The sequence below is a fragment of the Bordetella genomosp. 1 genome (assembly GCF_002261335.1).
Taxonomy (GTDB): domain Bacteria; phylum Pseudomonadota; class Gammaproteobacteria; order Burkholderiales; family Burkholderiaceae_B; genus Bordetella.
In genome coordinates this window covers 336,051-354,245 of the sequence record NZ_NEVL01000004.1, presented here as the reverse complement: position 1 = coordinate 354,245, position 18,195 = coordinate 336,051, and the positions used below count along the sequence as shown (strand labels likewise).

18 protein-coding genes are annotated in these 18,195 nt (G+C 70.3%); 6 read left to right on the top strand and 12 right to left on the bottom strand.

From position 1 onward, the window contains the following. Window positions 1-16: 16 nt before the first annotated feature. Window positions 17-1,387: a sigma-54-dependent transcriptional regulator gene (locus CEG14_RS18570; RefSeq protein ID WP_094827889.1), complete on the bottom strand. Its 1,371-nt coding sequence runs from the start codon at window positions 1,385-1,387 to the stop codon at window positions 17-19. Continuing rightward, a complete protein-coding gene (locus tag CEG14_RS18565; RefSeq protein WP_094827888.1) occupies window positions 1,384-3,306 on the bottom strand; it encodes a sensor histidine kinase in 1,923 nt (640 codons plus the stop codon). Before CEG14_RS18565 ends, CEG14_RS18570 begins: the two co-directional genes overlap by 4 nt. Before the next feature lie 274 nt (window positions 3,307-3,580). On the opposite strand from CEG14_RS18565, the gene CEG14_RS18560 reads away from it, so the two are divergent. After that, window positions 3,581-4,939, top strand: coding sequence for a dicarboxylate/amino acid:cation symporter (locus CEG14_RS18560; RefSeq protein WP_094827887.1), 1,359 nt, complete (start codon window positions 3,581-3,583; stop codon window positions 4,937-4,939). A gap of 137 nt (window positions 4,940-5,076) precedes the next feature. Next, window positions 5,077-5,922 (top strand): SIR2 family NAD-dependent protein deacylase, encoded by an 846-nt coding sequence (locus CEG14_RS18555; protein WP_094827886.1) that lies wholly within the window; start codon window positions 5,077-5,079, stop codon window positions 5,920-5,922. A gap of 9 nt (window positions 5,923-5,931) precedes the next feature. On the opposite strand, the gene CEG14_RS18550 is transcribed toward CEG14_RS18555, so the two are convergent. The 7 genes from CEG14_RS18550 to CEG14_RS18520 form a co-directional block, all read right to left on the bottom strand. Further along, on the bottom strand, window positions 5,932-6,543 hold the full coding sequence (locus tag CEG14_RS18550) for a Maf family protein (protein ID WP_094827885.1): 612 nt from the start codon (window positions 6,541-6,543) through the stop codon (window positions 5,932-5,934). Continuing rightward, window positions 6,540-7,010, bottom strand: coding sequence for a 23S rRNA (pseudouridine(1915)-N(3))-methyltransferase RlmH (gene rlmH, locus CEG14_RS18545; protein WP_094827884.1), 471 nt, complete (start codon window positions 7,008-7,010; stop codon window positions 6,540-6,542). The genes CEG14_RS18550 and rlmH overlap by 4 nt, the downstream gene beginning before the upstream one ends. 6 nt (window positions 7,011-7,016) lie before the next feature. Further along, complete coding sequence (rsfS, locus tag CEG14_RS18540) at window positions 7,017-7,403, bottom strand: ribosome silencing factor (protein WP_094827883.1); 387 nt, start codon at window positions 7,401-7,403, stop codon at window positions 7,017-7,019. Between the two features lie 79 nt (window positions 7,404-7,482). After that, window positions 7,483-8,070, bottom strand: a complete 588-nt coding sequence (nadD, locus tag CEG14_RS18535; RefSeq protein ID WP_094827882.1) for a nicotinate (nicotinamide) nucleotide adenylyltransferase — start codon at window positions 8,068-8,070, stop codon at window positions 7,483-7,485. 9 nt (window positions 8,071-8,079) lie between these two features. Then, window positions 8,080-8,991 (bottom strand): oxygen-dependent coproporphyrinogen oxidase, encoded by a 912-nt coding sequence (gene hemF / locus CEG14_RS18530; RefSeq protein WP_094827881.1) that lies wholly within the window; start codon window positions 8,989-8,991, stop codon window positions 8,080-8,082. A gap of 16 nt (window positions 8,992-9,007) precedes the next feature. After that, on the bottom strand, window positions 9,008-10,318 hold the full coding sequence (gene purD, locus CEG14_RS18525; protein WP_176461416.1) for a phosphoribosylamine--glycine ligase: 1,311 nt from the start codon (window positions 10,316-10,318) through the stop codon (window positions 9,008-9,010). Between the two features lie 116 nt (window positions 10,319-10,434). After that, window positions 10,435-11,166 carry a YebC/PmpR family DNA-binding transcriptional regulator gene (locus CEG14_RS18520; RefSeq protein ID WP_094827879.1) on the bottom strand — a complete coding sequence of 244 codons (732 nt, stop codon included), beginning with the start codon at window positions 11,164-11,166 and terminating at the stop codon, window positions 10,435-10,437. 154 nt (window positions 11,167-11,320) lie between these two features. Here CEG14_RS18520 and CEG14_RS18515 point away from each other — a divergent pair, with 154 nt between their 5' ends. Beyond that, window positions 11,321-12,844, top strand: a complete 1,524-nt coding sequence (locus CEG14_RS18515) for a helicase HerA-like C-terminal domain-containing protein (protein WP_094827878.1) — start codon at window positions 11,321-11,323, stop codon at window positions 12,842-12,844. A gap of 95 nt (window positions 12,845-12,939) precedes the next feature. Then, window positions 12,940-13,113, top strand: coding sequence for a hypothetical protein (locus tag CEG14_RS26410; protein WP_176461417.1), 174 nt, complete (start codon window positions 12,940-12,942; stop codon window positions 13,111-13,113). A 59-nt stretch (window positions 13,114-13,172) separates the two neighbouring features. On the opposite strand, the gene CEG14_RS18505 is transcribed toward CEG14_RS26410, so the two are convergent. Further along, the gene (locus CEG14_RS18505) at window positions 13,173-14,540 is read right to left on the bottom strand and encodes an aspartate aminotransferase family protein (RefSeq protein WP_094827876.1); all 1,368 of its coding nucleotides are present in this window, start codon (window positions 14,538-14,540) and stop codon (window positions 13,173-13,175) included. Here CEG14_RS18505 and CEG14_RS26080 point away from each other — a divergent pair. Then, the gene (locus tag CEG14_RS26080) at window positions 14,539-14,742 is read left to right on the top strand and encodes a hypothetical protein (RefSeq protein ID WP_143277242.1); all 204 of its coding nucleotides are present in this window, start codon (window positions 14,539-14,541) and stop codon (window positions 14,740-14,742) included. The two genes, CEG14_RS18505 and CEG14_RS26080, sit on opposite strands and share 2 nt — an antisense overlap. A gap of 86 nt (window positions 14,743-14,828) precedes the next feature. After that, the gene (locus CEG14_RS18500) at window positions 14,829-15,671 is read left to right on the top strand and encodes a 2-hydroxyacid dehydrogenase (RefSeq protein ID WP_094828274.1); all 843 of its coding nucleotides are present in this window, start codon (window positions 14,829-14,831) and stop codon (window positions 15,669-15,671) included. Window positions 15,672-15,722: 51 nt separating this feature from the next. Here the strand turns inward: CEG14_RS18500 and CEG14_RS18495 are convergent, their stop codons facing one another. Both CEG14_RS18495 and CEG14_RS18490 read right to left on the bottom strand, forming a co-directional pair. Further along, entirely contained in the window at window positions 15,723-17,216 is a 1,494-nt protein-coding gene (locus tag CEG14_RS18495) for an aldehyde dehydrogenase (protein ID WP_094827875.1), read from the bottom strand. A gap of 23 nt (window positions 17,217-17,239) precedes the next feature. Then, window positions 17,240-18,127, bottom strand: coding sequence for a DMT family transporter (locus tag CEG14_RS18490; protein ID WP_094827874.1), 888 nt, complete (start codon window positions 18,125-18,127; stop codon window positions 17,240-17,242). Window positions 18,128-18,195: the final 68 nt, after the last annotated feature.

Below are 18,195 nucleotides of genomic sequence, written 5' to 3'. Positions count from 1 at the left end.
CGGCGAGGCCCTCAGGCTAGGGCGTCTCGCCGTTGACGAAGGCCAGCCGGTCGATGCCGTGGCGCTGCAGCTTGTCGTAGAAGGTCTTGCGCGGCAGGCCCAGGTCTTCGAGCGTGGCGCGCACGTCGCCGCCGTGCGCGGCGAGCGCCTGGCGGATCAGCGTGGCCTCGTATTGCTCCATGCGCTGCGGCAGGGTCAGCGGCGGGCCGGACGGCGCCGTGGCGGCGGCGGGGGCGGGCGGGTTGAGCACGCCCAGCACGAAGCGCTCGGCGAAGTGCGCGAGTTCGCGGATGTTGCCGGGCCAGTCGTGGTCGCGCAGGTGGCGCCGCACCGCGTCGGTCATGGCCGGCACCTCGCGCGCGAAGCGCTGCGCGGCCTGGCCCACGTAGTGCGCGAACAGCAGCGGGATGTCGTCACGCCGCTCGCGCAGCGGCGGCAGGTGGATCGTGACCACGTTGAGCCGGTAGTACAGGTCTTCGCGGAAGCGCGCGCGCATCGCGGGGTCGCCGAGATCGACCTTGGTGGCCGCCACCACGCGCAGGTCGGCGCGCCGCACTTCGTTGGTGCCCAGCGGCGTCACCTGGCGCGTCTCGAGCACGCGCAGCAGCTTCACCTGCACCGCGAGCGGCATGCTCTCGATCTCGTCGAGAAACAGCGTGCCGCCGCTGGAGTGCTCGATGCGGCCGATGCGGCGGCGTTGCGCGCCGGTGAAGGCGCCGGCCTCGTGGCCGAACAGCTCGCTTTCGATCACGGTCTCGGGCAGCGCGCCGCAGTTGATCGCGACCAGCGGATGGCCGGCGCGCCGGCTCAGGCGATGCAGCATCGTGGCCACCACCTCCTTGCCGGTGCCGGTCTCGCCCTCGATCAGCACGTCCACGCTCGCGTCGGCGATGTGGCGCAGCGTGTCCTTGATGCGCTGCATGGCCGGCGTGGCGCCGATGAACGGCAGGTCGTCGGGATCGCGGCGCGCGGCCGCGTCGCGCAGCCGGCGATTGGCCAGCACCAGCTGGCGCTTCTCGGCCGCGCGGCGCAGCGCCGCCACCAGTTGCTCGGCCGGGTAGGGCTTGGTGAGGAAATCGTAGGCGCCATCGCGCATGGCCTTGACCGCCATCGGGATGTCGCCGTGGCCGGTGATGAGGATCACCGGCAGGTCCGGGTCGATCTCGCGCACCCGCGCAAACAGCTCGAGCCCGTCCATGCCGGGCATGCGCACGTCGCTCACCACCACGCCGTCGAAGTCGGCGTTGATGGTGGCGAGCGCCTCGGCCGCACGCGTGTGGGCCTGCACGCCCATGCCCTGCAGCTGCAGGGTCTGGGTGGTGGCGTGCAGCAGATCGATGTCGTCGTCGACGAGGATGACGGCGGCGGGAGGATGGGTATCGGTCATGGCGTAGCGGTGCGGGTGTCGGCGGGGGCGCGGCGCAGGGTCAGCGTGAACGTGGCGCCGCCGCCGTCCGGGTTGGTGGCGTGCAGCGTGCCGCCGAACTCGGTGAGGATGTCGCGCGAGATCACCAGCCCCAGGCCGAGGCCTTCGGGCTTGGTGGTCTGGAACGGCGTGAAAAGGCGCGCCAGCACGTCGGGCCGCACGCCCGGGCCGTTGTCGGACAGGCGCAGCTCGACGTGATGGGGCAAGTCTGCGATCTCGATGCGGATGCAGGGCGGGGCGGCTTGCGGCGGATGCTGCTCGAGCGCATCGAGCGCGTTCTGCAGCAGATTCACCAGCACCTGTTCGAGCCGCATGCGGTCGGCCAGGATGCGCAGCGCGGGCGCGGGCGGGGCGTACGCCAGGGTGACCTGCTGGCGCGTGACGCGCGGGCCCACCAGCATGAGCGCGCCGTCGAGCGCGTCGGCCAGCGGCAGCGGCCCGACGCTGGCGGCGGCCTTGCGCGAGAACGCACGCAGCTCGCCGGTGACGTTGCCGATGCGTTCGGTGAGCCGGGCGATGTTCTGCAGATTCTGCTCGGCCGGGGCCGATTGCGCGCGCCGCAGGAACTCGGCGGCGTTGTCGGCGTAGGCGCGGATCGCGGCGAGGGGCTGGTTGAGTTCGTGCGCGACGCCGGCGGCCACCTGGCCCAGCAGCGCCAGTTTGTTGGCCTGCACCAGCTCGTCCTGCATCGCGTGCAGGCGCGTCTCGGTGCGCTGCCGCTCGTCGATCTGCGCCACCAGTTCGGCATTGGCGTCGCGCAATTGCCGCGTGCGCGTCTGCACCTGGCTTTCGAGCTCCTGTTTGACGCGCGCCTGTTCCTGGGCGCGCCGCTGGGTCTGGCTGCGCCGGTAGACCAGGAACGCGCCGAGCGCGGCGATGCCGCCCAGCGCCAGCAGCACGGTGAGCTGGGCATTGGCGGTGGCGCGCGCGATCGCGGGCTGCGTGGGCGCGAGATTGTGCAGCGTCCAGCCATGGGCGCCCGCCACCGGCAGAGTGGTGTGCAGCACGTTGGCGCCCGCGGACAGGGCGCCGGCGGGCTCGCGCAGGCGCGCCAGGGTGTTGCCGGTGCCGCTCGTGCCCGGCGCCACCGCGGCCGGCCCGGCGTCGTCGAGCGGCAGTGGCGCGAGCGGCGCGGCGCCGAACTGCAGGCTCTCGCGCAGGCGTTCGGCGTGTTCGGCCGGCAGCGGGGCGAGCGTGCGGAATTGCCATTGCGGCACGTTGCCGATCAGCACCACGCCCTGTTCGTCGGTGACGAAGAGCGGATCGCCGAGCCGGCTCCAGTCGGCCTGCAGCGAGGCGAATTCCATCTTCAGCACGATCACGCCGGCCAGCCGGCCCGCCTCCTGGTCGATGCGGCGCGAGAGGTAGAGCCCGGGCTCGTGGCTGATGGTGCCCAGCGCGAAATACTCGGCCTGCCCCTGGGCGACGGCCTGGCGGAAGTACGGCCGGAACTGGTAGTCGACACCGACGAAGGTGGCGGGCTCGCGCCAGTTGCTGGCGGCGATGGCCAGGCCCTGGGTGTCGAGCAGGTAAATGGCCGAGGCGCCGACGCCGCGCGCGAGGGCCTCGAGCTTGTCGTCGAGCCGTTCGATCTGCGGCGGGTGGCGCTCGCGCAGCGCGAGCTGCACCTCCGGATCCTGCGCAAGCACCAGCGGCACGGCGCGGAATTTGTCGAGGCTGCTGCGCAGCGCCACGCTGTTGAGCTCGATCGCGGCATCCGCGCGCGCGGCCACCTCGGCCAGCGCGCGTTGCCCGGCCCAGCGGGTGGCGGCCAGCAGCGTGACCAGGGCCAGCGCCAGCCCGGCCAGCACCAGCGTGGCCAAGCCGGTCCAGCGTCGCAGACGGGGCGGCGCCGAGGGCGGCGTGGGCGAGAGGGGCATGGCGGCGCAGTGCGAAGTTGTGCGGAATTTCGCACAGTATAACCCGGCCTCGTGCGGGAATCCGCCAAGCCTGCGGGCCCGAGCGGCATCGGTCTCCGCGGTTTTCCAAGCAAATTCAAAGGCTTGCAGCGCGGGCGAAATTCCGCCAAAGGTGGCACGCACTTTGCATTGGATAAGACGGCGCCGCAGCGATGCGGCTTCATAACCGTCAAAACATAACGCCGCGAGTGCGGTCCACGAGGCTGCCCGAGGGCTCTAGGTGGGGACAATCCCGATGATCGACATGGATCAAGGTGCCGGCACGCCGGTACGCAAGCAGAAGTTCTACCAAATCCTGTATGTGCAGGTGCTGTTCGCCATCGTGATCGGCGTGCTGCTGGGTTACTTCAAGCCGGAACTCGGCGAGGCCATGAAGCCGCTGGGCGATGGCTTCATCAAGCTGGTGAAGATGATCATCGCACCCGTGATCTTCATCACGGTGGCCACCGGCATCGCCGCCATGAGCGACCTGAAGAAGGTCGGCCGCGTGGCGGGCAAGGCGATGCTGTACTTCCTCGCGTTCTCGACGCTGGCGCTCATCATCGGCATGATCGTGAGCCACATCGTGCAGCCGGGCGCCGGCCTGCACATCGATCCGGCCACGCTGGACCAGAAGCAGGTCGCCGAGTACGTGACCAAGGCCCATGACTCCACCATCACGGGTTTCCTGCTCAACATCATCCCCGCCACCATCTTCAGCCCGTTCGTCTCCGGTGACATCCTGCAGGTGCTGTTCGTGGCCGTGCTGTTCGGCATCGCGATGGCGCTCGTCGGCGAGCGCGGCAAGCCGATCCTGGACTTCCTGACCGCGCTGTCGCGGCCGGTGTTCAAGCTGGTCGCCATCCTGATGCGTGCGGCGCCCGTGGGCGCGTTCGGCGCGATGGCCTTCACCATCGGCAAGTACGGCATCAAGTCGGTCATCAATCTGGCCATGCTGGTCGGCACGTTCTACGCCACCTCGGTGCTGTTCGTGGTGGTGGTGCTGGGCCTGGTGGCGCGCTACAACGGCTTCTCGATCCTGAAGCTGGTGCGCTACATCCGCGAAGAGCTGCTGCTGGTCCTGGGCACGAGCTCGTCGGAAGCCGCGCTGCCCACGCTGATGCAGAAGATGGAACGCGCCGGGTGTTCGAAGTCGGTGGTCGGCCTGGTGGTGCCCACCGGTTACTCGTTCAACCTGGACGGCACCAACATCTACATGACCATGGCCGCGCTGTTCATCGCGCAGGCGTGCGACATTCCGCTCAGCCTGGGCGACCAGATCCTGCTGCTGCTGGTGGCGATGCTGAGTTCCAAGGGCGCCGCGGGCGTGACGGGCGCGGGCTTCATCACCCTGGCCGCCACGCTGTCGGTGGTGCCGACCGTGCCGGTGGCCGGCATGGCGCTGATCCTGGGCGTGGACCGCTTCATGTCGGAATGCCGCGCGCTGACCAACCTGGTCGGCAACGCGACCGCCTCGGTGGTGGTGGCGCGCTGGGAAGGCGAGCTCGATCACGATCAGCTCGACGCCGCCCTGAATGGCGAGCTGCCGCCGCTCGCCGAGCCGGCGCCGGCCCCGCTGAGCGCGCACGCCCAGCCCAGCCACCAGGCAGGCTGAGCCGCGCCGCCTCGCGGCGGCGCGCGCAGCGACCCTCCGTCCGTCGGGCCACCGCCCGCCGGGCGGAGGGTTTTTTCATGGCCGGGCATAATGCAGCTCGGCCGCGCACGGGCGCGGCCCGTTTCAATGGAGTTGCGATGCCCCACGCCGATCCCGCCCACGCGCTGGCACGCGCCACCGACCTGGTTGCGCGCGCATCTTCCTTGCTGGTGGTGGCGGGCGCGGGGATGGGCGTGGACTCCGGTCTGCCGGATTTCCGCGGCCGCGAAGGGCTGTGGCGCGCCTATCCGGCGCTGGGGCGGCGGCGCATGGATTTCACCGACATCGCTGCGCCGCAGGCGTTCCATGACGACGCGGCGCTGGCCTGGGGCTTTTACGGCCATCGCCTGGCGCGCTATCGCGAGACGGCGCCGCACGCCGGCTTCGGGCTGCTGCGCGCGTGGGGGCGCGGCCTGCCGCAGGGCGTCGCGGTGTTCACGAGCAATGTCGATGGCCAGTTCCAGCGCGCCGGCTTCGACGACGTGCCGCTCACCGAGTGCCATGGCTCGCTGCATCACCTGCAGTGCCTGCTGCCGTGCAGCGACGCGATCTGGTCGGCCGATGATTTCGTGCCCGTCATCGACCCGCAGACCGGCCTGCTCACCAGCGCGCCGCCGCGCTGTCCGCGTTGCGGGGCGCTGGCGCGGCCGAATGTGCTGATGTTTGGCGACTACGACTGGCTCGGTGCGCGCACCGACGCCCAGTTCGACGCGCTCGAACCCTGGCTGGGCGCCGCGCGCGAGCTGGTGGTGATCGAGATCGGCGCGGGCACCGCGGTGGCCACGGCGCGCGCCTTCACGCAACGGGTGGCGCGCGCGTGCGGCGCGGCGGTGGTCCGCATCAACCGCGACGACGCGGGCATTTCCGGCGATGCGCGGCACGTGCCGCTGAAGATGAGCGCGCTGGCCGCGCTGCGCGGCATCGAGGCGCTGCGCGCGGCCTGAGGGCGGGCGTCAGCGAATGACGATGCCGGCCTCGCGCAGCAGCGCGGCGGTTTCGAACACGGGCAGGCCCATCACGCCGGTATAGCTGCCGGCGATGTGGGCGATGAACGCGCCGCCCAGGCCCTGGATGCCATAGGCACCGGCCTTGCCGAAGGGTTCGCCGCTGTCGCAATAGCGCGCGATGTCGCCGCCATCCAGGGCGCGCATGCGCACCGTGGTGACCGACAGCGCCTCGCTGATGCGGCCCGCGTGCGCCAGCACGACGGCGGTGCGCACCTCGTGTTCGCGGCCCGACAGCGCGCCCAGGATGCGGGCCGCGTCGGCGCGGTCGGCCGGCTTGCCGAGCACCGCGCCATCGAGGATGACCGTGGTGTCGGCCGCCAGCAGCGGCAGGGGGGCGAGCGACGATGCGGCCAGGAAGGCCACGCCGCGTTCGGCCTTGTCGCGCGCGGTGCGCAGCACGTAGTCGGCCGCGCTTTCGCCGGGCAGCTGGGGCTCGTCCTCGCCCGGCGGCGCGGGCACGCGCAACACCTCGTGCGCGACGCCGATCTGGCCGAGCAACTCGCGCCGGCGCGGACTGGCGGAGGCGAGATAGAGGCGGGCGGGGGCGGCGGAACTCATGCGCGGTGATAGGGGTGGTTGGTCATGATGGCCCAGGCGCGATAGAGCTGCTCGGCCAGCAGCACGCGCACCATGGGATGGGGCAGGGTGAGCGACGACAGGCGCAGCAGGCCGGCGCACGAGGCCTTGAGCTCGGCATCCAGGCCGTCGGGGCCGCCCACCAGGAACGCCACGTCGGAGCCGCCCGCGCGCCACTTCTCGAGCTGCTGCGACAGCGCGACCGTGGTCAGGTCGCGGCCGCGCTCGTCGAGCGCGATGCGCAGCGCGCCCGCGGGGAGCGCGCTCTCGATGCGGCGCGCCTCGGCGGCCATCATCTGGGCCGGGGTCTTGCCGCTGGTGCGGGGTTCGGGCTTGATCTCGCGCAGTTCGAGCGCGCAGTCGGCCGGCAGGCGCTTGGCGTAGTCATCCCAGGCGGTTTCGACCCAGCCCGGCATGCGCGTGCCGACCGCGGCCACGATCAGTTTCATGGCCGCTCAGTACGGGTCGGCGTCGGTGGGCGCCGGGCGGGTGGAGCCGGGCAGCAGCTTCACGCGCACGGGCTTGTCGCCCCAGATCTCTTCGAGGTTGTAGTACTGGCGGATGGCCGGCTGCATGACGTGCACGACGATGTAGCCGAGGTCGACCACCACCCATTCGCCGGTGTCCTCGCCTTCCATGGTGACGCCGGTCAGGCCCAGCTCGCGGCCGCGGTCGGCGGCGCTGGAGGCCAGGGCTCGGGTCTGGCGGTTGGAGGTGCCGCTGACGATGATGACGCGGTCGAACAGACTGGTCAGGTGCGTGGTGTTGAACACCTTGATGTCTTGCGCCTTGACGTCTTCGAGGGCATCGATGATGGCGCGCTGAAGTTTCTGAATATCCATGGAGGCAACTATAACCCGCCGGAACCTGCATCAGAGGGCCGGCGGCTGGGTGGAGAAAACGGGGCGGGACCCCGGGGACTTATTGGTACAGACCGTAGTGGGCGATGTATTCGGCCACCGCCGGCGGCAGCAGGCCGTCGGTGGACTCGCCCGCCGCCAGCCGCCTGCGGATGTCGGAGGCCGACACGTCGAGCGGCGTGAACGGCAGCTCGCGCAGCGCGGCGCCCTGGCGCGCCAGCCAGTCGCTGAGCTCGGCGGGCGGCGCGAGCGGGGTGCCGGGACGCACCGCCACCGCCAGCTCGACCAGCGTGGCGATTTCCTGCCATTCGCGCCAGGTGCAGAAATTGGCGAGCTGGTCGGCGCCCAGCAGCCAGGTATAGCGCGCCTGGCCCGGCAGGGCGCGCAGCGTGTCCACCGTGTAGGTGGCGCCGCCGCGTTCGATCTCGATCGGATTGACGTGCAGGCCGGGATGGCCCTCGATCGCGAGCTCGAGCATGGCCAGCCGGTGCGACGAGCTGGCCTTGAGCGGCGCGCGCTGCCAGGGATTGGCGGCCGGCAGCAGCTGGACCTCGTCGAGCGCCAGCGCGGCTCGCGCCGCATCGGCCAGGGCCAGATGCGCCACGTGGACGGGATCGAAACTGCCGCCGAGCAAGCCGATGCGTTTCACGTGCCGACCTCAGAGCCAGTCGCGCGGTTTGAGGAACTCGGCCAGCGCGGCTTCCGGCGAGCCGGCCTCCGGATGCCAGTCGTAGCGCCAGTGCGCGGCCGGCGGCATCGAGAGCAGGATGGATTCGGTGCGGCCGCCCGACTGCAGGCCGAACAGCGTGCCGCGGTCGAATACCAGGTTGAATTCCACGTAGCGGCCGCGCCGGTAGGCCTGGAAGTCGCGCTCGCGCTCGCCGTAGGCGAGGTGGCGGCGCTGCTCCAGAATCGGCATGTAGGCCGGCAGGAACGCGTCGCCCACCGACCGCATCAGCGCGAACGCGCCGTCGAAGCCGGGCTCGTTGAGGTCGTCGAAGAAGATCCCGCCGATGCCGCGCGTTTCGTTGCGGTGCTTGAGGAAGAAGTACTCGTCGCACCAGCGCTTGTAGCGCGGGTAGTAGTCGGGGCCGTGCGGCGCCAGCGCATCGCGACAGGCGCGATGGAAGTGGCGGGCGTCGTCTTCGAAGGGGTAGTAGGGCGTGAGGTCGAGACCGCCGCCGAACCAGAACACGTCGGCCTCGTCGTGGCCCGGGCGCGCCGCCGCCATGAACATGCGCACGTTCATGTGGGTGGTGGGCACCATCGGGTTGCGCGGGTGCAGCACCATCGACACGCCCATGGCCTCCCAGCCGCGCCCGGCCAGCTCGGGCCGGTGGGCGCTGGCCGACGGCGGCAGCCGGGTGCCGCGCACGTGCGAGAACAGCACGCCGCCGCGTTCGAGCAACTGGCCGCCCTCGATCAGGCGCGAGACGCCGCCGCCGCCTTCCGGACGCTCCCAGGCGTCGGTGCGGAAGGGCTCGCCGCCGGCGCTTTCCAGCGCGGCGACGATGCGGCCCTGCAGACCCGTGAGGTAATCGCGGACGGCGTCGGTCTGAAGCACACTCATGGGTACGGCCGCGGGCTCAGGCGCCCGACTTGGCGGGCTTCTGCTGCGAGGGCTTGAGCGCGCGCCAGCCGATGTCGCTGCGGTACTGACGACCGTCGAAGTGGACCTGGTTGACCGCCTCGTAGGCGCGCTCGCGCGCGATCCGGACCGAGTCGCCCAGCGCGGTGACGCACAGCACGCGTCCGCCGGTGGTCTTGACCTCGTTGCCCTCGATCTTCGTGGCCGCGTGGAACACCATGCAGTCTTCGGTTTCGGCGGGCAGGCCCTTGATCACGTCGCCGGTGCGCGGCGTGTTGGGGTAGTTGTGCGAGGCCAGCACCACGCCCAGCGCCGTGCGGCGGTCCCAGACGATGTCGGCCTGGTCGAGCGTGCCTTCGACGGCGTGTTCGAGCGCGTCGAGCAGATCGCTCTTGACGCGCATCATGATCGGCTGGGTCTCGGGATCGCCCATGCGGCAGTTGAACTCGAGCGTCTTGATGGGACGGTCGGGGTCGTCGCCGGCGGCGATCATGAGGCCGGCGTACAGGAAGCCGGTGTAGGGGATTCCGTCGCGCGACATGCCCTGCACGGTCGGCAGGATGATCTCGCGCATGATGCGGTGATGCAGTTCGGGGGTGACGATGGGGGCGGGCGAGTAGGCGCCCATGCCGCCGGTGTTGGGGCCCTGGTCGCCGTCCTGCAGGCGCTTGTGGTCCTGGCTGGTGGCCAGCGCGAGCACGTTGCGGCCATCGCACATCACGATGAAGCTGGCTTCTTCGCCGGACAGGAATTCTTCGATCACGACACGCGCGCCGGCGTCGCCGAGCGAGCCGTCGCCCAGCATCGCGTCGATCGCGGCATGCGCTTCTTCGAGGTCCATCGCCACGACCACGCCCTTGCCGGCGGCCAGGCCGTCGGCCTTGATCACGATCGGCGCGCCTTCGGCGTCGACATAGGCGTGCGCCTGGGCCGGATCGGTGAAGGTCTGGTAGCGGGCGGTGGGGATGCCATGGCGCTCCATGAAGGCCTTGGCGTAATCCTTCGAGCTCTCGAGCTGGGCGGCGGCCTTGGTGGGGCCGAAGATCTTCAGGCCCTGGGCGCGGAACACGTCGACCACGCCGGCGGCCAGCGGCGCTTCGGGGCCGACCACCGTCAGCGAGACCCCTTCGCGCTGCACGAAGGCGGCGAGCTCCTCGGCGCTGGTGTAGGGCACGTTCTCGAGCAGGTCGCCATGTTGCGTGCCGCCGTTGCCGGGCGCGACATAGACTTTGTGCACGCGCGGGGAGCGGGCCAGTCGCCATGCGAGGGCGTGTTCGCGGCCGCCCGAGCCGATTACCAGGAGTTTCATGTAGCGGTGATTCTGAAGGTGTTGCCCGGTGGCCGGGGAACCGGTGCGGCGCCCGCTGCCGGGCGCCTGCATATCGATGCGGCAGGGCGCCGCGTGGCGCCTTGCCCCTGTGCTGCTTACTGCGCTTCGTCGAAGACGACGTTCGTATAGACTTCCTGCACGTCGTCCAGGCCTTCCAGGGCGTCGAGCAGCTTCTGCATCTTGATGGCGTCGTCGCCGGTGAGCTCGGTCTCGCTCAGCGCCTTCATGACGATGCCGTCGACCTCGGCCTTCAGGCCGGCGGCGTCGAACGCCTTGCGCACGGCGGCGTAGTCGGCCGGGGCGCAGATCACTTCGATGCCGCCTTCCTCGTCGGAGGCCACATCCTCGGCACCGGCTTCCAGCGCCACTTCCATGACCTGCTCCTCGGAGCTGCCGGGGGCGAACAGGAACTGGCCGCAGTGCTTGAACATGAACGCCACCGAGCCTTCCTGGCCCAGGTTGCCGCCGTTTTTCGCGAAGGCGTGGCGCACATCGGCCACCGTGCGGGTGCGGTTGTCGGTCATGCAGTCGACGATGACCGCCGCGCCGCCCACGCCATAGCCTTCATAGCGCACTTCTTCGTAGTTGTCGCCATCGGCGCCGCCCGCGCCGCGCTGGATCGCGCGCTGGACGTTGTCCTTGGGCATGTTGGCGTCGGTCGCCTTGTCCCAGGCCAGGCGCAGCCGCGGGTTGCTGTCGGGATCGGCGCCGCCGGCACGCGCGGCGACCGTGATTTCACGAATGATCTTGGTCCAGAGCTTGCCCCGCTTGGCGTCTTGGCGGCCTTTGCGGTGCTGGATATTGGCCCATTTACTGTGTCCGGCCATGGCTTCTCGAAAAAATTGGCTGCAAAACGGCATTTTAGCGTGCCCGGCGGCCCGCCGCCGGATCGGGACCGCTTTGTGTCGCATGCGCCACGTCCGCAAGCGCGGCGCAGGCTCTACACTTGACGCCTTGCCACGACCCCGCCGGAGAGCCGTCATGCCCGATCCGATCGTCATTGCCCGCCACGACCAGACCGAACTGTCCCTTTTGCCAGGTCTCGCCAACCGGCATGGCTGCATCACCGGGGCGACCGGCACCGGCAAGACCGTGACCCTGCAACTGCTGGCCGAATCCTTCTCGCGCCTGGGCACGCCGGTGTTCATGGCCGACGTGAAGGGCGACCTCACCGGCATCTCGCAGGCCGGCGTGCCCTCGCCCAAGCTGCAGGAGCGGCTCAGGAATCTCGGCCTGCCCGAGCCGGCGTGGGGCGCCAGCCCGGTCGCGCTCTGGGACGTGTTCGGCGAGCAGGGCGCGCCGGTGCGCGCCACCGTGTCCGACATGGGGCCGCTGCTGCTGGCCCGCATGCTCGAGCTCAACGACACCCAGGAGGGCGTGCTCAACCTGGTGTTCAAGGTCGCCGACGACGAGGGCCAGCTGATCCTCGACCTGAAAGACCTGCGCGCCATGCTGCAGCACGTGGCCGACCGCGCCGGCGAGCTCAAGCTGCGCTACGGCAACGTGTCGTCGGCCTCGGTGGGCGCGATCCAGCGCAGCCTGCTGCAGCTCGAGTCGCAGGGCGCCGACAAGTTCTTCGGCGAGCCGATGCTCGACGTGGCCGACCTGATGCGCACCGACGCGCAGGGGCGCGGCGTGGTCAACATCCTGGCCGCCGACAAGCTGATGCAGGCCCCGCGGCTCTACGGGGTGTTCCTGCTCTGGCTGCTCGCCGACATCTACGAAAAGCTGCCCGAGATCGGCGATCCCGAGCAGCCGCGGCTGGTGTTCTTCTTCGACGAGGCGCACCTGCTTTTCACCGATGCGCCGGCGGCGCTGCTGACCAAGATCGAGCAGGTGGTGCGGTTGGTGCGCTCGAAGGGCGTGGGCGTGTATTTCGTCACCCAGAATCCGCTCGACATTCCGGATACGGTGCTGGGCCAGCTCGGCAACCGCATCCAGCACGCCCTGCGCGCCTTCACCCCGCGCGACCAGAAGGCGGTCAAGACGGCGGCGCAGACCATGCGGCCCAATCCGGGCCTGGACATCGAGGCGGCCATCACCGAGCTCGGCGTGGGCGAGGCCCTGGTGTCGCTGCTCGACGCCAAGGGGCGGCCCAATCCCACCGAGCGCGCCTGGATCCTGCCGCCGGGCAGCCGGATCGGCCCGGCCACCGACGCGGAGCGCCAGGCGCTGCGCCAGGCCATGCCGCTGGCCGCCAAGTATGAAACCAGCATCGATCGCGAGTCGGCCTACGAGGTGCTGACCCAGCGGGCGGCCAAGCCGGCCCCGGGGCCCGCCGGCACCGGCAAGGCGCCTGCGCCGGCCGATGCGCCCGAGGCGCCGGCCGAGTCCGACGGCGGCCTGCTCAAGGGGATCAACGACATTCTGTTCGGCTCCACGGGCCCGCGCGGCGGCAAGCGCGACGGCGTGGTGCAGTCGGTGGCCAAGAGCACCGCCCGCCAGGTGGCGCGCGAACTGGTGCGCGGCGTGCTGGGCTCGCTGCTCGGTTCGCGCAAGCGCTGAAGCCTGTTTCGCTGCGTTTCATGACCGGAACCGGCGCCCTGGGCGCCGGTCTTTCTTTCATGGCGGTGCGCTGTCGCGCCGCCGTGGAGCAGGCCATGAAGATCCTTTTGAGAACCCTCGGCGGCGTCACGCTGCTGGCAATGCTGGGCGGCTGCATCGTGGTGCCGGCCCGGCCGCGTCCCTATTACGGCGGCGGCCCGGTGTACGTGCAGCCGCAACCGTATTACGGCCATCCCTATTACGTGCACCCGCGCCCCTATTACTGGTGAGACGGGAATGACAACGGGCGCCCGCGGGCGCCCGTCTGGCGTGGCGGCAGGCCGCCGGCTCAGCGGCCCAGGTGGGCGGCGGTGTCGTCGAGCACGCGGGCGAAGCGGGCGACCATGTCGCGCACCTGGCTCGCGGTGATGATGAGCGGCGGGCAGAACGCGACGGTGTCCTGGATGCCGCGCACGATCAGGCCGTGATCGTGGGCGCGTTCGTAGGCGAAGGCGCCCGCCTTGCCGAGCGGATCGAAGGGCGCGCGCGTGGCCTTGTCGGCCACCAGTTCGACGCCGGCGATCAGGCCGGTGCCGCGCACTTCGCCCACCAGCGGGTGGCCGGCCAGCGCGTTGAGCTCCTGGTGCAGCAGCTCGCCCATTTCGGCGGCGTGCGCGATCAGGCCGCGTTCGTCGATGATCTTGAGGTTTTCGAGCGCGACGGCGGTGGCCACCGGATGGCCGCTGGCGGTGTAGCCGTGGCCGAAGGTGCCGAGCTTGCCGCTGTGCGCGGCGACCACGTCGGCCACCTTGGCGTTGAGCAGCACGGCGCCCAGCGGCTGGTACGACGAGGTGATCTGCTTGGACAGCACCATGATGTCGGGTTCGATGCCGAACACCTCCGAGCCGAAGCGCTTGCCGAGGCGGCCGAATCCGGTGATGACCTCGTCGGCGATCACCAGCACGTCGTACTTGCGGCACACCGCCTGGATCTTCTGCCAGTAGGTGCGCGGCGGCACGATCACGCCGCCCGCGCCCATCACCGGCTCGCCGATGAACGCGGCGACCGTGTCGGCGCCTTCGCGCAGGATCAGCGCCTCGAGCTCATCGGCCAGGCGGGTGGCGAAGTCTTCCTCGGATTCGTTGGGCAGCGCGTGGCGGTAGTGGTGCGGACACGCCGTGTGCAGCATCTGCGGCAGCGGCAGGTCGAAATCCTTGTGGTTGCCGGGCAGGCCGGTGAGGCTGGCCGAGGCGACCGTGACGCCGTGATAGCCGCGCTGGCGCGCGATGATCTTCTTCTTGGCGCGCTGGCCCAGCGCATTCTGGTAGTACCAGACCAGCTTGACGACCGTGTCGTTGGCCTCGGAACCGGAGTTGGTGAAGAAGGCCTTGGCCATGCGGCCCTCGGTGTAGCCGATCAGCTTTTCCGACAGCTCGATCACGCTCGGATGCGATTTGTGCGTGAACGTATGGTAGTAGGGCAGTTCCTGCAGCTGGCGCGTGGCCGCGTCGACCAGGCGCGGTTCGCCGAATCCCACCGCCACGCTCCACAGGCCGGCCATGCCTTCGAGATAGCGGTTGCCGTGGTCGTCGTAGACGTAGATGCCTTCGCCGCGCGTCATGATGCGCGGGCCGACCTCGCCGTGCTTGACGGCGTTGGTGTAGGAATGAAGCTGGAAGTCTACGTCTTGCTGCTGGGTGGGGCTGAGAGTGGACATGAACGTCGGTTCCGGGAGCGGCGCGATGTGCGCGCCATCGTTGCAAATTGAGTGCCGGCGCCCGTGCTTGCGGGCGCATGCGGCTGATATCATCGATGCATTATCCGCCAATCTGCGGCGCTGCACATCTGCTGCGGCGCGGCGCGCGGATATTCCGTCCTCCATTCTGTTTTCCAGCATTCTGAACGGGTCCCCAACGTGAAAGTCATCTTCTCATCGAGTCATGAAATCGAACCCGCAGAGTGGCTCGATCCGCTGGCGGCCGCGCTGCCCGGCACCGAAGTCGTGATGTGGCACGCCGACCAGCCGGTCCAGAACGCCGACGTCGCGGTGGTCTGGAATGCGCCCGACGCGCTGTTCGCGCGAGAAAAGAAGTTGCGCGTGGCATTCAATCTGGGGGCGGGCGTGGATGCGCTGTTCCGTCTGCCGAGCCTGCCGCCCGATCTGCCCATCGTGCGGCTCGAGGACGCCGGCATGGCGGTGCAGATGGCCGAGTACGCGGCCCATGCGCTGGTGCGCGCGAGCCGCCAGTTCGACCAATACGCCGAGCAGCAGCGCGCCGGCGTGTGGCAGCCGCTGCCGGAGATCGACCGGTCGGCCTGGCCGGTGGGCGTGCTGGGCATGGGCGTGATGGGCGCGCGCGTGGCCACCGCGCTGGCCGCGCTCGAGTATCCGGTGGCCGGCTGGTCGCGCAGCGGCAAGGCGCCCGAGGGCATCGAGGCCTTCGGCGGCAGCGCCGGGCTGTCGCCGTTCCTGGCGCGCACGCGCGTGCTGATCAACACGCTGCCGCTCACGCCCGACACGCGCGACCTGATGCGCCTCGAAACCCTGCTGCAGCTGCAGTCGGGCGCCTACCTGATCAACATGGGGCGCGGCGCGCACCTGGTCGAGGAAGACCTGATCACGCTGCTCGACCAGGGGCACATCGCCGGCGCCACGCTCGACGTGTTCCGCGAAGAACCGTTGCCCGCGCAACATCCTTTCTGGAAAGACCCGCGCGTCACCATCACGCCGCACGTGGCGGCGCTGAGCCTGCGGCGCGAGACGATCGCGCAGGTGGCGGCCAAGATCCGCGCGTTCCAGCGCGGCGAGCCGGTCTCCGGCCTGGTCGAACGCGGCCGCGGCTACTGAGCCCGGGCCGGCGGGCCCCGCCGGGCGGCGCGCTCGCGCCGCCCGCGTGGCTCAGAGCTTGAACCAGGTCGTCTTGAGCGCGCTGTATTTCTCCAGCGCGTGCAGCGACTTGTCGCGGCCGAAGCCCGACTGCTTCACGCCGCCGAACGGCACGGTCACGTCGCCGTCGAAATAGCAGTTCACCCAGACCAGCCCGGCGCGCAGCCGGCGCGACACGCGATGCGCGCGCGACAGGTCGGCGGTCCAGAGGCCGGAACCCAGGCCATAGATCGACTGGTTGGCCAGCGCCACCACCTCGTCCTCCGATTCGAACCGCGTCACGGCCAGCACCGGGCCGAAGATCTCCTCGCGCACGATGGTGAGGTCGGGACCGGCGCATTCGAAGATCGTGGGCGCGACGTAGTAGCCGCCGGACTCCGCCTTCACGCGCTCGCCGCCGGTGCGCAGGCGCGCGCCCTCCGTCTTGCCCGCGTCGATGTAGTGCAGCACCCGCTCGAGCTGGCGCTCGTCGACGATGGCGCCCATCATCGCGTTCGGGTCGAGCGGGTTGCCCGGCTGCATCTTCGCCGCCCAGGCGTCGAGCTTCTCCAGGAACGCGTCGTAGATCTTGCTGTGCACGTACAGGCGCGAGCCGGCGATGCAGACCTCGCCCTGGTTGTTGAAGATGCCGATCGCGGCGGCCAGCGCGGCGCGGTCCAGGTCGGGGCAGTCGTCGAAGATGATGTGGGGCGACTTGCCGCCGCACTCGAGCCAGATCTGCTTGAGGTTCGACTGGCCCGAGTACTCCATGAAACGCTTGCCGGTGGCGGTGGAGCCGGTGAAGGCCAGGCAGTCCACGTCCATGTGCAGGCCCAGCGCGCGGCCCGCCACCGGGCCGGTGCCGGGCACCACGTTGAGCACGCCGGCCGGGATGCCCGCCTCGAAGGCGAGCTCGGCCAGCCTGAGCGCGGTGAGCATCGATTGCTCGGCCGGCTTGAGCACCACGCTGTTGCCGGCCGCCAGGGCCGGCGCCACCTTCCAGGTCGCCATCAGGAGCGGATAGTTCCAGGGCACCACGGCCGCCACCACGCCGAGCGGCTCGCGCGTGATGGTGGCGAGCGAGTCGGCATCGGTGGGGGCGATCTCGTCGTACTGCTTGTCGAGCGTTTCGGCATACCACTGGTAGGTGGTCGCCGCTTCGGGGATGTCGTAGGCCAGCGTGTCGCCGATGGGCTTGCCCATGTCCAGCGTTTCGATCAGCGCGAGCTCTTCGGCGTTGGCGCGGATCAGCTCGGCCAGCCTGAGCAGGCGCGCCTTGCGCTCGCGGCGCGGCAGCCCGCTCCAGACGCCTTCCTCGAAGGCGCGGCGCGCGGCCGCCACGGCACGGTCGACGTCGGCCGCGTCGCAGGCCGCGACCTCGGTGAGGACCCGGCCCGTGGCCGGGTTGATGGCGGCGATCGGGGCGCCGGCGCCGGTCACCCACTGGCCGTCGATGAAGGCCTGGTTGCGCAGCGTGAGCGCTTCGGCGCGCGTCTGCCAGTATGAGAGGGGGGGCAGTTGACTCATGGGCTTCTCCCGGAAAGGGTCATTCAGGCCGCGCGCGGGCGGCGTGTCACGAGAAAGATGCCGGCGGCCACGATCAGGGCCATGCCGGCCAGCGCCAGCGCATCGGGCGGGCGGTCGAACCAGAAGGTCGAGAACGCGACCGCCATCAGCAGATGGCAGTAGTTGAGCGGCGCGAGGGTCGAGGCCTCGACCCGCTGGAAGGCGGCGATCAGCAGGATCTGGGCGGCGGCGTTGCAGATGCCCAGCCCCAGGATGAAGGCGAAGTCGCCCAGGCCGGGAAACGGATCGGGCAGGAAGAAGGGCGCCGGCAGGGCCGTCATGATGAGGCAGACGAAGGCGGTGTACGCGTACTGCACCGGCCCGGGCACCTTGCCGGCGAGCTTGCGCGTGAGCACCTGGAAGAAGGCATAGCTCACCGCCGAGATCGCCATCAGCGCGGTGCCCAGCGCGGGCAGCTCCGAGCCCGGACGCACAATCAGCAGCATGCCGGCGAAGCCGGCGCAGACCGCGGCCCACTGCGTGCGGCCGACCCGCTCGCCCAGCAGCCAGGGCGACAGGGCCACCATGATGAGCGGCGAGGTGAAGTAGATCGCCGTGGCCTCCGACAGCGGCATCCAGATCAGCGCCGTCATGAAGCACGAACCCACCGTGCCCAGCGCCAGCCCGCGCACCAGCAGCAGGCGCCGGTGCGGCTGTGTCGACCAGCGCGGCACGCCATGGCGCAACAGCAGCCAGGCTGCCAGCGTCGCCACCGTGCCATAGCGCATGATGTTGAGAAAGGGCGCGGGGTAGAACTGCAGCAGGTACTTCGAGGCCGCGTCGAAGGTGGCGAAGGCCACCAGCGCGGCCAGGAAGTACGCGATGCCGGCGCCGCGCGACGGCGCGGGGGAGGAGGAGGCGGGCGCGGTCATGGCCTGGCGGCCCCGGCCAGGTGTGACCGGGCCTGGCGCGGCCCGGCCTGGCGCGGCCCGGCCAGCCG

Bases quoted from the DNA above. Each gene is read 5' to 3' on its own strand.
- CEG14_RS18570 (WP_094827889.1), bottom strand. From the start codon at position 1,387: ATGACCGATACCCATCCTCCCGCCGCCGTCATCCTCGTCGACGACGAC.
- CEG14_RS18565 (WP_094827888.1), bottom strand. From the start codon at position 3,306: ATGCCCCTCTCGCCCACGCCGCCCTCGGCGCCGCCCCGTCTGCGACGC.
- CEG14_RS18560 (WP_094827887.1), top strand. From the start codon at position 3,581: ATGATCGACATGGATCAAGGTGCCGGCACGCCGGTACGCAAGCAGAAG.
- CEG14_RS18555 (WP_094827886.1), top strand. From the start codon at position 5,077: ATGCCCCACGCCGATCCCGCCCACGCGCTGGCACGCGCCACCGACCTG.
- CEG14_RS18550 (WP_094827885.1), bottom strand. From the start codon at position 6,543: ATGAGTTCCGCCGCCCCCGCCCGCCTCTATCTCGCCTCCGCCAGTCCG.
- rlmH (WP_094827884.1), bottom strand. From the start codon at position 7,010: ATGAAACTGATCGTGGCCGCGGTCGGCACGCGCATGCCGGGCTGGGTC.
- rsfS (WP_094827883.1), bottom strand. From the start codon at position 7,403: ATGGATATTCAGAAACTTCAGCGCGCCATCATCGATGCCCTCGAAGAC.
- hemF (WP_094827881.1), bottom strand. From the start codon at position 8,991: ATGAGTGTGCTTCAGACCGACGCCGTCCGCGATTACCTCACGGGTCTG.
- purD (WP_176461416.1), bottom strand. From the start codon at position 10,318: ATGAAACTCCTGGTAATCGGCTCGGGCGGCCGCGAACACGCCCTCGCA.
- CEG14_RS18520 (WP_094827879.1), bottom strand. From the start codon at position 11,166: ATGGCCGGACACAGTAAATGGGCCAATATCCAGCACCGCAAAGGCCGC.
- CEG14_RS18515 (WP_094827878.1), top strand. From the start codon at position 11,321: ATGCCCGATCCGATCGTCATTGCCCGCCACGACCAGACCGAACTGTCC.
- CEG14_RS26410 (WP_176461417.1), top strand. From the start codon at position 12,940: ATGAAGATCCTTTTGAGAACCCTCGGCGGCGTCACGCTGCTGGCAATG.
- CEG14_RS26080 (WP_143277242.1), top strand. From the start codon at position 14,539: ATGAACGTCGGTTCCGGGAGCGGCGCGATGTGCGCGCCATCGTTGCAA.
- CEG14_RS18505 (WP_094827876.1), bottom strand. From the start codon at position 14,540: ATGTCCACTCTCAGCCCCACCCAGCAGCAAGACGTAGACTTCCAGCTT.
- CEG14_RS18500 (WP_094828274.1), top strand. From the start codon at position 14,829: ATGTGGCACGCCGACCAGCCGGTCCAGAACGCCGACGTCGCGGTGGTC.
- CEG14_RS18495 (WP_094827875.1), bottom strand. From the start codon at position 17,216: ATGAGTCAACTGCCCCCCCTCTCATACTGGCAGACGCGCGCCGAAGCG.
- CEG14_RS18490 (WP_094827874.1), bottom strand. From the start codon at position 18,127: ATGACCGCGCCCGCCTCCTCCTCCCCCGCGCCGTCGCGCGGCGCCGGC.